This window comes from Tenacibaculum aestuariivivum, from assembly GCF_964507685.1.
GTDB lineage: Bacteria > Bacteroidota > Bacteroidia > Flavobacteriales > Flavobacteriaceae > Polaribacter > Polaribacter aestuariivivum.
In genome coordinates, this window is record NZ_OZ208414.1 from 1,003,439 (window position 1) to 1,016,439 (window position 13,001).

The window sequence follows — 13,001 nt, forward strand, 5'->3', positions numbered from 1 at the left end:
CTGTTAGGTCTTTTTTATTTTCTTAATAAACTGTTACCTATTGCACATTCTAAACAACGTTTCTTTTCACAATAATTATTTTTCAACTCTAACAATGCCTGACTTTCAAAACCATTATTAACAGCAACTTTAATATTTAAAAACTTTGAAATAATTGAATTCTTCTCTGGTTTAATTTGCTGTATTAACCTAAACACTGCCTCTTCATTTACTTCACCTCTACTTTGTTCATAAACAAACTTTAAAGGAATAATCGTATTTATTAATAATAAATCAATAAATGATTTTGTTATTTTTTTAGATGATTTTTTAGATACTGTTTCAAACGTATAATGTGTTTTCCAAAAATCATTTACCTCAACTGAAAATAACCTATAAAAATCTTCTAGTTTATTTAATTGCATTAATTTAGAGAACAAATTATCATGCTTATAAAATAAGGCAACTAATTGAGCTATACGTATGGTTGGAAAATTTGTAGGTCGCATTCTAAAAAACTGAAATAAATTATTAGAAATAGGTAACAAATCAAACTTATATCTTAAATAATTATACTCTTTTTTTAATTGATTAAAATACCTATTTTCAATATCTCTCTCAAAAAAACCTGCCTGACCAAATAACAAAGCAGAGAGTTCCAGTTCATTAAATCGAACCTTTCTTAAAACTGAAAAATTAAATGATTTTGCTACTTGTAGAAAAGCATCTCCGTTTATTTTTAATCCAAAATTTTTAGCTAGTAATTGAAATAACACAGCTTCATAATCATTACTTGAATTAGATAATAATTGTTTAATAAAAACCGATTTCCTTTCTAATCTCTCTAAATACAATCGTTCTAACCAGTTATTTATTAAAAAAACATCAATTGTAGTTATTTGGTTTTCGCAAGGAATCCAACACTGCTGTTTCGAAAATAATTTTTGATAGTTTTTTAATATACCTGCATTAATAATATTTTTTAATTGAAGCGTTGGTAAAGATTGATTATTTTTCATAAAAATAATCGAATCATGCTCCCAAACTACATGTAAAATTACAGCGTCATAATTTTTATCTCCTTCATGTTTATGCACATACCAATCTGATGAATTAACATGAATCTCTACATTACCAACCCATAATTGATTGTTTATTATTAATTGAGCATTTAAAAAATCTGGCCCAGTATTTTTATTATACAATCCAGGTTTAACAATTTTAATAATTTCATTAGTTGTTGATTTTAAAGTAGCTGTACTAAACAATTTATATTGCCACAAAAAGTGTATAAATTCCTCTTTCATATATATAAATTAGCAATTATTTTTTAGCCATTAATATAATAAAAAAAAATAAAACCCTATATATCAATACAATTACTATTTTATATATAAAAACATCAACTCAATTTCAATAAACTACCCCTATAAATTCACCTAAAATATAATTATTATACTTAGCTGGCAGGCTATTATTTATAGCCTCTAAATAATTAACTATAAAGAATAAATCGATTCAATCATCAATTTTAACAATAATACAACACTAACAGTTATTAATATCAATTGTATTTTTGCTAAATAAATAAAACTCTACAACATGAATATTATAGAAAATTTAAAATGGCGTTATGCTGTTAAAAAATTCGATAAAAATAAATCACTTTCAGAAACACAAATAACTACTTTAAAAGAAGCCTTTAATTTAACCGCTACTTCTTACGGATTACAGCCTGTTAAAATGGTTGTTATTCAAAATAAAGAAACTCAGCAACAATTAGTTTCACATTCTTGGAATCAGCCACAAGTTGCCCAAGCATCTCATGTATTAGTTTTATGTATTCCTAAAAAATATAGCGTATCCGATGTTGATGCTTATTTTTCATTAGTAAAAAAAATGAGAAATACGCCTGATGAAATTTTAGCACCGTTTAAAAAAATGTTAACTGATTCAATTGGTAACAAAACACAAGAAGAATTAACTGTTTGGAATAAAAATCAAGCTTATATTTCATTAGGAAATTTAATGACTGTTGCTGCAAATGAAAAAATAGATTCTTGCCCAATGGAAGGTTTTATACCTGAAAAATATGATGAAGTTTTAGGTTTAGACAAACATAATTTAACATCAGTATTAGTACTACCTGTTGGTTTTAGAGCTGAAGATGATTATATGATAGACCTAAAAAAGGTTCGTAAAAACATCGAAGACATCATTATTGAAATGTAATTTTATAGGTACAAGTTATGAATTACGATAAACTAAATTAGTACTTTCGTAATTCATAACTAGCTATTAAATTATGCAACCACTACATATAATATTACTTATACTCACCTATTTTGGGGTATTAATTTTAATATCTTATCTTACAAGTAAATCAGCAAACAATAACACGTTTTTTAAGGCAAACAATTCTTCGCCTTGGTATTTAGTTGCCTTCGGGATGATTGGCGCTTCACTTTCTGGCGTTACTTTTATTTCTGTTCCTGGCTGGGTTGAGGGGCAACAAATGAGTTATATGCAAATGGTTTTTGGCTACGTAGTTGGTTACGCTGTTATCGGTTTAGTATTACTTCCGCTTTATTATCGCTTAAATTTAACATCAATATATACTTATTTAGAAGACCGTTTTGGAAGTTATTCCTATAAAACGGGTGCTTCTTTTTTCTTATTATCAAGAACTATTGGTGCGGCTTTCAGGTTGTTTTTGGTTGCCAATGTTTTACAATTAATTTTGTTTGATGCCTACGGAATTCCGTTTTGGGTAACCGTAACCATTACCATTTTATTAATTTGGTTATACACTTTTAAAGGCGGTATAAAAACTATTGTTTGGACAGATACGCTGCAAACTTTATTCATGTTAATTGCCGTTGGTGTTTGTATTATCATGATTAAAGATAGCCTACAAATTGACAGTTTATTTACCTATATTTCTGAAAGTAAATCGGCTAAAATGTTCTTTTTTGATGATATAAAAGCAGGAAATTATTTTTGGAATCGGTTTTTATCTGGAGCATTTATAGCAATTGTTATGACAGGTTTAGATCAAGATATGATGCAGAAAAATTTAACCTGTCGTAATTTAAAAGATGCTCAAAAAAATATGTTTTGGTTTACGATTGTTTTAGTAATCGTTAATTTTTTCTTTTTAGCTTTAGGTGTTTTACTTACAGATTATGCAACTATTAACGGATTAGATGCACATAAAGACCAATTATTTCCGATGATTGCCATGAGTGGAAATTTAGGTTTAGCAACTTCTTTATTCTTTTTACTAGGATTAATTGCCGCTGCATATTCAAGTGCCGACAGTGCGTTAACATCATTAACAACATCTTTTAGTATTGATATTTTAGAAATCGATAAAAAAACAGATGAACAAGAAAAAGAGAAAATCCGTAAGAAAATACACATCTTATTTTCACTTGTACTTATCGCAACTATTTTAGTATTTAAATATTTTATTGCAGATGCTAGTGTAATTGCTAAAATATTTCAATTTGCGGGTTATACTTACGGACCTTTATTAGGTTTATATGCCTTCGGATTATTTACAAAACTGAATATAAAAGATAAATTAGTTCCTATAATTTGTATTGTATCTCCTATTTTCACATTTTTAATAAGCTATTTTAGTAAAACATTATTCAATTTCGATTTTGGATTTTTCGTATTAGTTTTAAACGGATTACTTACTTTCTTAGGTTTATTAATGATAAAAAAATAAAAAACACCTCAAAATGCCTAAAAAAGGAAAAGCCAAAAACACAGCAAATAAAGCGAAACACACTCGCTTAATGAAACAAAAAGAAAACAAAGTAAAACTTGAAAAGCTTCAAAACAAAGAGCGTTTAAAAGCATTGGTTAGAAAAATGAACGAGCAGAACCAACAAAAAGAGCAAAACAAATCAGAATAAATAGCGCTTTAATTTCATTAAGAAAACAATAACAAATTATCCTATTTCTATACTGTATCTTAGCAAGGTGAAAAAAAAATTAAACATAAAAACAATACAAAATACAATTCCTCTTTTAGGACTTGTACTATTATTGTTAATTTCACCTTGCAAGATTCGTAATTTTGTAGAAGCAAAACTTGGTTTTCCGACAACACAGGTTATCAACAAAAGCAAAACAACGATTACTATTTCTTGCAATAATGCTGTACTTCCCCAAAGTAAATTAATCAAATTTAACACTTGTTTTAAATATCTACCACTTGTTTTCGTAGGTTTTAAAAAAGTACCTAAAATTACTGATGCTTCTAACCTATCTACTCAATTTCGAGAAGCTAGAAATTATTCAGCGACTACGATTCCACTTTATATTTTATATCAAAAATTTACCAATTACCTATAATTAATTAGTTTTTTTTTGAAATAAGACATCAGTAAAAACTGATATTATCATAATTTATAAACTTGAAATTAGCTACAAATCATGTAGTGATATTTCAAGCATTACCTCGTTTACTTTTTTTAGTAGCAATCAAAATTTAAAATTTTCAAAACATGAAAAATTCAATTCTACATATAACAACAATTTTCCTTTTTTTAATTACGATAACACAAATACAAGCACAAAAAACTAGCACAAAAAACAACTCAAAAAACAACTATGTTATACTTACTAAAAACAGTAAGCAACTCGAACCAATATTACTAACAGCTAATGAATTAGCCAAAGAAGATGGTTTTAAATATGGCGATTTTCATGTCATTATTTTCGGGAAAACGGTAAGTGATATTCCTAAGAATTATGCTTTCAATAAGTTACTAATAACCGCTAAAAAACAACATGTAAAAGTGTTTGTTTGTGGTATTTCTTTAGATAAATTAAAAATAAAGAAAAGTGAATTACCTGAAAATATAACAATCACTAAAAATGGTATTTTATATGGATTTCAGCTGATAAAAAAAGGATTTATTTCATTAACAATATAAAAAGGATATAATGAAAAATATCAATATAAAAAATGATGCAGGACTTTTAGTACTCGCAATAAGATTGGTAATTGGTTGGACATATTTTTCAGCTTTTTGGAGAAGAACCATTTTAGCAAACAAACTAGACCCTGAAGTTGCGGGGTATATTGGTGAAAAATTTAATCACTTTTTACCTAATGCACTAGGCATAAAACCTATTATTCAGTATCTCGTTGAAAATCCAGATATGCTATGGTTAAACATGGTTATTTTTACTATTATTGAAGGAATTGTTGGCCTGTTTATTATCTTCGGATTATTTACCCGAATAATGAGTATTGGCGTATTTTTCTTAGCAATGGGAATTCTTCTTGGTTCAGGATGGATTGGCACTACTTGTCTGGATGAATGGCAAATTGGAGTACTCGGTATTGCAACTGGTTTTGTCTTATTTTTAACAGGAAGTGGTACGTATTCATTAGATAATTATCTGATTAAAAATAATTTTTCTATAACCAAAAAGAACTGGTTTGCTTGGTTAGCATCAGGAATTTTACCAATTAAAGACACTATATTTCCAAAAGTTGTACTCATTGGTTCACTGTTTATTTTAGGAATGACATTGATGACAAATCAAGTATTTCACGGCGGATTATGGGGTACGCTTCACAACAAATCGGTAAAACCAACACTTGAAATTACACAAGGTAAAATAAAAAATAATATTCTTTCTTTTGATGTTTTTAGAACTGAAGGCGTTGATGTTTACGGCTCTTGGACCATCGCTATTGAATTATTTGATGCACAAAAAAATACTATTTTTAAGTATAATCAAAAAGATTTAGCTTCCTTTAAAAAAGAAAATATTTCCAATTATTATGTTGCCAAAATAAAACCAGCAAAGCATAGTTTGATTATTCCTTTAGGAGCAAAAGCAACACTACGCTTTAAAAAAGATATATTAAACACACTATCAAAAGGAATATACACTGTAAAAATTACAGATATTAGTGGTGCATACTGGGAACATAAAATTTCTAAAGACTAAAATAGTTAATACTTTCCTTTATTCTTTAATCAAGTTAGCTCAAAATACTATTTTAATAGTATTTTGAGCTTTCTATAATTTAATTTGCTGATAAAAGCATTAAAAACGATTTCTAGTTATGAATTTCGAAATTAAACGACTTAAAAACATTACAGATACTTATTTTTCAGAAGCTTGGAAACTTTATCAAGAAGCTTTTCCTGAAGAAGAACGACGCTTATTAGACACACAAATTATCATCTTAAAAAATTCAAAATATCATTTTGAAGTGATCCTTCATGAAAATAAATTTATTGGTTTTTTACTCTGGTGGAATTTTGAATCATTACATTTTATAGACCATTTTGCCACGGATTCAATCCATAGAAATAAAGGATATGGTAAAAAAATACTTGAAAATTTTATAAAAAATAGTCGTAAAACTGTTTTATTAGAAGTAGAATTACCAAATAGTAAAATCAATAAACGTAGAATACAATTTTATGAACGAATTGGTTTTCAACTAAATTCACATTATTATGAAACCCCCGCTTTATCAGTAGGAAAAGAAGCTTTTCAATTACTTTTAATGTCATATCCTAGCCTTATTTGTTCAAAAGATTTTGAGAAATTTACCACAATATATCAACCTATTATTTTTAAAAATAGGTAAAAAAAACAGTTTTAAATTTTAATCGATTAGATAACTTGTTTAACAACTTGTTTTTATATAATTTTATAGCTTGATTTTAATCTTATTTTTTAAGATAAAATAATAAGATTAAAAATTCAGCCTAAAATAAATAGGCAAAAAACAATTAAAGATTGTTAAATATCAAAATGAAATTTTTGAAAAGCATATTACGTCTTCCTTTTTTCAGTACTTATTATTACCATATAATGAGTACTCGGATAGGCTATGCATATATTTTAAATTAAAAATACTATATACTACCAAAACCTAAAGCCCGAGCATTTTGCTCGGGCTTTTTTTTATGCAAAAAAAATGGATACAATCAACAAATTAAAAGAAAATGTAGCAATTATTCTTCCTGAAAAAGGTCTCGAAGAAAAACTACAAGAAGTTAGCAAAGAAAATCGAAAATTAATTATTAAACTTGGGTTTGATCCTACTGCGCCAGATCTTCACTTAGGACATGCTGTGGTCTTAAAAAAATTAAGAGAATTTCAAGATTTAGGACATCATATAATAATATTAGTTGGAAGTTTTACCGCAAAAATTGGTGATCCTACTGGAAAAAATAAAAGTAGAAAACCTTTATCAACCAAAGAAGTACAGTATAATGCCGAAACTTATTTACAACAATTAGCTAAAATTATTGAGCTATCAAAAGCTAAAATTGTTTATAATTCTGAATGGCTAGAAACACTTTCTTTTTCTGATGTTATTCAACTTTTATCGAAAGTTACGGTTGCTCAATTAATGCATCGAAATGATTTTAACAAACGATTTACAGAAAACACCCCAATTGCTATGCATGAATTGGTATACCCTATTTTACAAGGATATGATTCTGTAAAAATAAAAGCGGATATTGAAATGGGCGGAACCGATCAACTTTTTAACTGTACCATGGGAAGACAAATTCAGCAAAGCTTTAATATGAGTCCGCAAATAATAATGTGTATGCCGTTATTAAGAGGTTTAGATGGTAAAGAAAAAATGAGTAAATCACTCAACAATACCATTGGATTAACTGATGAACCAACTGATATTTTTGGTAAAATAATGTCTATTTCTGATGATTTAATTACCGAATTTTTAAAGCTTACAACTGATTTTTCAGTATTAGAAAAACAAGCAATTTTAAAACGGTTAAGTACGGGAGAAAATCCTATGGAAATTAAAAAAATAATCGCTAAAAATATTATTAAACAATATTATAATGAACAAGCAGCAAAAGATGCTGAACTTTTTTTTATCAATCAATTTCAAAGTAAAAAAGCCGAAAATAAAGCATATCATCCTGTAAGTTTAAAATCGATTCAAGCAAAAGAAAATATCATTACGTTAACTAATTTATGTAGTTTCTTAAAGAATGATTTAACAAAATCTGCCATTAAAAGACTTATTATAAGTGGAGCGATTCAAGTCAATAGTCAAAAAATAACCGATCCGCAAACCAATATTTCACTAACCAAAGAAATGAAAATTAAGATAGGAAAAAGAAGTTTTCATGAATTGAAATAACAAAAAATCCCAAGCCATAAAGCTTGGGATTTTATCAAATAATTTAAAAATTATTATTCGTTATTTTTTTATGATTATTTATCAATCGATCCTAAAACACGTTTCATAAAAATATTCAATGCTTCTTTTTTAGGAGTACCATCTTTTATCATTTTATCAACTTCAATAGCTCCGTACATATTGGAAATTAACTCACCAATAACGTCTAATTCTTCATCTTTTAAAGATGGAACTTCTGTTAAAGCCTCTAAAGTTTCAATAGTTTCTAAGATATAATCTTGGTCATTTTCTTCAATAAAAGAAGTTAAATGTTTTATTACAGGTAATTTCATACGGCTATTTTTAAGGTACTTTAATTATACAACTTCGTTGATTAATTCTTTTAAAGAATCAAATTTATTGGTTTGTACTTGATTTACAAATTTACCATCAACAAAAGTTGCAAAGGTTGGTAAATTACTAACGTCTGCTAATTTTCTACTTTCAGGAAATTTCTCGGCATCAACAATTAGAAAAGTAATTTCTTCATTTTCAGAAGCTAATTTTTTAAATTTCGGCTTCATAATACGACAATTTCCACACCAAGTTGCCGAGAATTGCACTGCTACCTTTTTATTACTTGCTACTAAATCCGCTAAGTTATCTTGACTTAATTCTTGTATCATAATTTGTTGTTGTTAGAAAGGAGTTCGTGTATTTTAATCCCCCAATTTAGTACACGAACTTATTTCCTTTCAATAAAATAATAATTATTTTTTTAGTGAGAAGCTAAATATTCAGCTGTTCCTTTTGCATTTGGCTTCATGGCATCTTTCCCTTCTTCCCAGTTTGCAGGACATACTTCTCCATTTTTCTGAACGTGTGCATACGCATCGATTAAACGTAAAAATTCGTTTACGTTACGACCTACTGGCATATGATTAATTCCTTCATGAAACACGGTTCCTTCTTCGTCGATTAAATACGTAGCTCTATATGTTACGTTATCGCCAACTACTTGTACGGTTTGTGTTGCTTCGTCAAAAACCTCATCAGTAATATCTAAAATACCTAAAATTGATGACAAGTTACGGTTGCTATCTGCTAATAAAGGATATGTTACACCTTCAATACCTCCGTTATCCTTAGATTGGTTTAACCAAGCAAAGTGAACTTCAGGAGTATCACAAGAAGCACCAATTACTACGGTATTTCTTTTTTCAAATTCACCTAAAGCCGCTTGAAAAGCATGTAATTCGGTAGGACAAACAAAAGTAAAATCTTTTGGGTACCAAAATAATAATACTTTTTTCTTATTTTTCACTGCTTCTTCTAAAACATTTACTTGAAAAGTATCTCCCATTTCATTCATTGCATCTACGCTTAAACTTGGAAATTTTTTACCTACTGCTGTTGCCATTTTTTTATTTTTTATAAATTATTATTTGTTTTTACTCCCACAAATATAGCAAGCAAAACTAGTAGAAAGTAAAAAAGTTAATGCTAATTTTTTATATCAATATCAATTTTAATTATAACAAACAACTAAAATTATTAACCTACACTATTCTTTAAATAAACAATTATCTTTTTAAACCTATAACATAAAAGAGTTAATTATAGTTTTATATACGTTAATTTAACTACGCTTATTCTACTATTTTTGGATATAATTAAACTAAAATCATGAGTAACTTAAAGAATAAAAGAATTCCTGAAAATATTTTAACTAAGGTAGCAAAAGCACTTTCTTACTTTCCGTCTTTAGAAGACATACCTATTACCTTTAAATTTAAAAAAGACATTAAAAAATCGACTATGCAAGCACAACCTCAGTTTTTAAACGTTTTATTCGGAAAAAAACCTAGGCATTATGTTATTTTTATCAGTGAAAAATTTAAAATATCTGGTACTGATTTAAAAACAAGAGATATCCCACATGACGTATTTATTGGCTGGATAGGTCATGAACTTGGACATATTATGGATTATGAAGAAATGAGTAATTCTCAACTAATATGTTTTGGTTTCAAATATATATTTCTCGAAAAACATATTATTAACGCCGAAAGAAAAGCCGACCATTTTGCTATTCAACAAGGAATGGAGGATTATATTATGAAAACCAAAAACTTCATATTAAATAATGCCGATATAACACAAGCTTATAAAAATAGAATAAAACGTTATTATTTATCTCCTGAAGAAATTATTCAACTGGTTAACAACCGTAATAATGTTACTTCAAAACCTTAAGATTTTAGTTCTTCTTTCACAAAAGCTTCCCATTTAGCAAATTTTTCACTCCCCATAACTCTTTCCATTTTTACCTGACCTCCTTTTTTCTTATTTATCTCGCTCCAATTATGAAAAATAGTAGCAGGTATTATGTTTACTTTTACACCTTCTAAAGCTTTACCTCGTGCAACTTTGTAATTTTTATTTGCTCCTTTTAAAAATTCATCTAATTTTTCAGCAATTAGTATTTCATCTTCTTTTAAATCTGTTCCTATATACCAAATATGATAAAATTTATCATCTTTATGTTGTTTTGCACAAATAGTATACTCTGTTATTTGTGTATTAAATCGCTCTTCTAAACTCCTCATCCCTGCATCCATTTTATTAACAGATAATTGCGACCCTACAATATTTAAGAAAAATTTTGTTCGTCCTGTAATTTTTATTTCGGCTCTTTTAACATCAGTAAATTCAATTGTATCACCTATAAGGTATCTCCATAAACCACTTACCGTACTTATAATTAAAACATAATCTTGATTTAACTTGACATCTTTTAAAGTAACAGAAGGAGCATCATTTTTTAAAGATCCGTTCGAAAGTATATATTCAGGTTTAAAAGGAACAAACTCAAAATAAATACCTCCATTTGTATTTAACTGCATTGCTTTAGTTTCTGGTCTTACTTGTGTTGCTATATATCCTTCGGATGCTAAATAAGTATCTATTACCGTAACTTCTTTTCCTAATAATGCTTTAAAACTTTTTTCATAGGGACTAAACGCCACCCCCCCTGAAGTATATACTTGAAGATTTGGCCATATTTCGTGAATATTATTCAGGTTGTGATATGCAATTACTTTCTGTAGCATTAATTCTATCCAAGATGGAATTCCGCTTAAAGCACCGATATCCCATTTTGCTGCATCCTCAGCAATTTTTTGCACACGTGTATCCCAATCACTTATTTTAGCAATATCTTCACCAGGTTTGTAATAACTTTTAAACCAAAAAGGAATATTACTTGCCGTTATACCACTTATTTCACCTTCCTCTTTTGCATCTTTTCTTTCATTTAAATTGGTAGAACTACCAAGCATCATTATTTCTTTTTCAAAAAAACTGGCGGGTAAATTAAAGTTTTTTAAGGCTAATATTTGTTTTACTCCCGATTGTTTAATCACCTCTAACATTTCATCTGTAACAGGTATTCTTTTACTAGAAGAACCCGTTGTGCCAGAACTTAGAGCAAAGTAATTAGGACTTGTGGGCCATGTTATATTTTGTTTACCTTTATGTAATTTAGACAACCATTTATTATTTATCGTGTCGTAATCAAAAAAGGGGATGTTTTTAGCAAACGTATTTTCATAATTTTTATCTTTTAAAATATTTTCAAAATTATAAAACTTTCCAAACTGAGTATTTTTAGCAGTCGTTAATAAATGTTGTAATACTTTTTGTTGATTCACTATATGATCATCATCTGCTGTAAATACATTTGCTAAATCAATCATACTTTTTATAATGCCTCCTAAAATTGCCATTTTTTTATTTTTTTATATCCTATCTCAAAAATATAGAAAGAAAATAAACCTACAAGTATAAGCTTTCTTTCGAGTTAACATTTGTTTCTATTGAGTTAATACTCAATTTACAACATACATAACTTTGTAGTGTACAAAAATTAATAACCTTTTAAATCAATTTAGTTATGAGTAATAATAATAATGGTAGTATTCTTAGCGTGTTAGCAGGTGTAGCAGTAGGTGCTGGGCTTGGAATTTTATTTGCTCCTGATAAAGGAAGTAATACACGATCTAAAATTACTGAAGGAGCTATTGCGGCAAAAGATACCGTTGAAACAGAGGCTTCTATTTTAAAAAATACAATGGCACAAAAAGCATCTGAAATAAAAGAAAATGTTACTGATACATTACATTCTAAAGCTAATACTTTAGAAGAAAAATTAGATGTTATTATTTCTGATGCTAGCTATAAAGCCGATGATGTAATTTCTAACTTAGAAAAAAAATTAAAAATATTAAAAGATAGAAATAAAAAATTACAAACAAAATAATGTCTGTTTTAAAATCACTTCATACTACCTCAGAAAAAGCAATAGATAAAGGGGAGGAATTATTTAAAAATTCTGAAAAATATTATAAACTTAAAATTTTTCAAGTATTAACCTCCTCTCTTAGTATGATTTTTAATTTTGCTATAATAGGAGTGTTCATGCTTATTAGCTTTATTTTTTTAGCGTTAGCATTATCTATGAGTATAAATAATTATTTTGAAAGTGAAAGTTTAGGGCAAATTATAGTTACTTTATTTTTTTTATCTTTTGCTTTGATCGCTTATTTTTCAAGAAACTACGTAGAAAATTTAGTTATTAGAAGTTTATCTAAAAAATACTTTAATGATGAGAAAAGTTTATAATAATAATAAGGAAGTAGCGCATGATTTAAAATATTTAAAAATAAAACGAGATATTTCTATAGAAGAATTAAAACTTATAAAAAAACAATTTAAAGATGATATTTCTATTAGTAAATGGATGCAAAGTTTTGTTAAAATAATTGGAAAACTTGGAGTTTATAATATTGCTAAAAAATTTGTTAAATAG

The 13,001-nt window shown here is 27.6% G+C and carries 17 protein-coding genes; 12 read left to right on the top strand and 5 right to left on the bottom strand.

Annotation, left to right across the window (positions count from 1 at the left end; genetic code table 11):
• Positions 1-14: 14 nt before the first annotated feature.
• Entirely contained in the window at positions 15-1,286 is a 1,272-nt protein-coding gene (locus ACN5J4_RS04310) for a DUF2851 family protein (protein WP_418650923.1), read from the bottom strand.
• A 295-nt stretch (positions 1,287-1,581) separates the two neighbouring features.
• Between ACN5J4_RS04310 and ACN5J4_RS04315 the strand changes: the two genes are divergently transcribed.
• From ACN5J4_RS04315 to tyrS, 8 genes are all read left to right on the top strand, one after another.
• Positions 1,582-2,211 carry an NAD(P)H-dependent oxidoreductase gene (locus ACN5J4_RS04315; protein ID WP_418650924.1) on the top strand — a complete coding sequence of 210 codons (630 nt, stop codon included), beginning with the start codon at positions 1,582-1,584 and terminating at the stop codon, positions 2,209-2,211.
• Between the two features lie 73 nt (positions 2,212-2,284).
• Entirely contained in the window at positions 2,285-3,715 is a 1,431-nt protein-coding gene (locus ACN5J4_RS04320; RefSeq protein WP_418650925.1) for a sodium:solute symporter, read from the top strand.
• A gap of 13 nt (positions 3,716-3,728) precedes the next feature.
• Positions 3,729-3,905 carry a hypothetical protein gene (locus ACN5J4_RS04325; RefSeq protein ID WP_418650926.1) on the top strand — a complete coding sequence of 59 codons (177 nt, stop codon included), beginning with the start codon at positions 3,729-3,731 and terminating at the stop codon, positions 3,903-3,905.
• 67 nt (positions 3,906-3,972) lie between these two features.
• On the top strand, positions 3,973-4,347 hold the full coding sequence (locus tag ACN5J4_RS04330; RefSeq protein ID WP_101916727.1) for a hypothetical protein: 375 nt from the start codon (positions 3,973-3,975) through the stop codon (positions 4,345-4,347).
• A 152-nt stretch (positions 4,348-4,499) separates the two neighbouring features.
• Positions 4,500-4,931, top strand: a complete 432-nt coding sequence (locus ACN5J4_RS04335) for a DsrE family protein (protein ID WP_233883637.1) — start codon at positions 4,500-4,502, stop codon at positions 4,929-4,931.
• Between the two features lie 10 nt (positions 4,932-4,941).
• Positions 4,942-5,961, top strand: a complete 1,020-nt coding sequence (locus ACN5J4_RS04340; RefSeq protein ID WP_418650927.1) for a TQO small subunit DoxD — start codon at positions 4,942-4,944, stop codon at positions 5,959-5,961.
• A gap of 118 nt (positions 5,962-6,079) precedes the next feature.
• Positions 6,080-6,613: a GNAT family N-acetyltransferase gene (locus ACN5J4_RS04345; RefSeq protein WP_233883642.1), complete on the top strand. Its 534-nt coding sequence runs from the start codon at positions 6,080-6,082 to the stop codon at positions 6,611-6,613.
• 333 nt (positions 6,614-6,946) lie between these two features.
• Positions 6,947-8,152, top strand: a complete 1,206-nt coding sequence (gene tyrS / locus ACN5J4_RS04350) for a tyrosine--tRNA ligase (protein ID WP_418650928.1) — start codon at positions 6,947-6,949, stop codon at positions 8,150-8,152.
• 74 nt (positions 8,153-8,226) lie between these two features.
• Here the strand turns inward: tyrS and ACN5J4_RS04355 are convergent, their stop codons facing one another.
• The 3 genes from ACN5J4_RS04355 to ACN5J4_RS04365 form a co-directional block, all read right to left on the bottom strand.
• On the bottom strand, positions 8,227-8,484 hold the full coding sequence (locus tag ACN5J4_RS04355) for a DUF6952 family protein (protein ID WP_418650929.1): 258 nt from the start codon (positions 8,482-8,484) through the stop codon (positions 8,227-8,229).
• Positions 8,485-8,508: 24 nt separating this feature from the next.
• Complete coding sequence (locus ACN5J4_RS04360) at positions 8,509-8,817, bottom strand: thioredoxin family protein (protein ID WP_101916733.1); 309 nt, start codon at positions 8,815-8,817, stop codon at positions 8,509-8,511.
• Positions 8,818-8,909: 92 nt separating this feature from the next.
• Positions 8,910-9,551, bottom strand: a complete 642-nt coding sequence (locus ACN5J4_RS04365; protein WP_418650930.1) for a peroxiredoxin — start codon at positions 9,549-9,551, stop codon at positions 8,910-8,912.
• A 266-nt stretch (positions 9,552-9,817) separates the two neighbouring features.
• Here ACN5J4_RS04365 and ACN5J4_RS04370 point away from each other — a divergent pair, with 266 nt between their 5' ends.
• The gene (locus ACN5J4_RS04370) at positions 9,818-10,387 is read left to right on the top strand and encodes a hypothetical protein (protein ID WP_418650931.1); all 570 of its coding nucleotides are present in this window, start codon (positions 9,818-9,820) and stop codon (positions 10,385-10,387) included.
• Here the strand turns inward: ACN5J4_RS04370 and ACN5J4_RS04375 are convergent.
• Entirely contained in the window at positions 10,384-11,919 is a 1,536-nt protein-coding gene (locus ACN5J4_RS04375; protein WP_418650932.1) for a GH3 family domain-containing protein, read from the bottom strand. The two genes, ACN5J4_RS04370 and ACN5J4_RS04375, sit on opposite strands and share 4 nt — an antisense overlap.
• 167 nt (positions 11,920-12,086) lie before the next feature.
• Between ACN5J4_RS04375 and ACN5J4_RS04380 the strand changes: the two genes are divergently transcribed.
• The 3 genes from ACN5J4_RS04380 to ACN5J4_RS04390 are packed head-to-tail and all read left to right on the top strand — an operon-like array spanning position 12,087 to position 13,001.
• A complete protein-coding gene (locus ACN5J4_RS04380; protein WP_418650933.1) occupies positions 12,087-12,452 on the top strand; it encodes a YtxH domain-containing protein in 366 nt (121 codons plus the stop codon).
• Positions 12,452-12,814, top strand: coding sequence for a hypothetical protein (locus ACN5J4_RS04385; protein WP_418650934.1), 363 nt, complete (start codon positions 12,452-12,454; stop codon positions 12,812-12,814). The genes ACN5J4_RS04380 and ACN5J4_RS04385 overlap by 1 nt, the downstream gene beginning before the upstream one ends.
• Positions 12,795-13,001 carry a hypothetical protein gene (locus ACN5J4_RS04390; protein WP_418650935.1) on the top strand — a complete coding sequence of 69 codons (207 nt, stop codon included), beginning with the start codon at positions 12,795-12,797 and terminating at the stop codon, positions 12,999-13,001. The genes ACN5J4_RS04385 and ACN5J4_RS04390 overlap by 20 nt, the downstream gene beginning before the upstream one ends.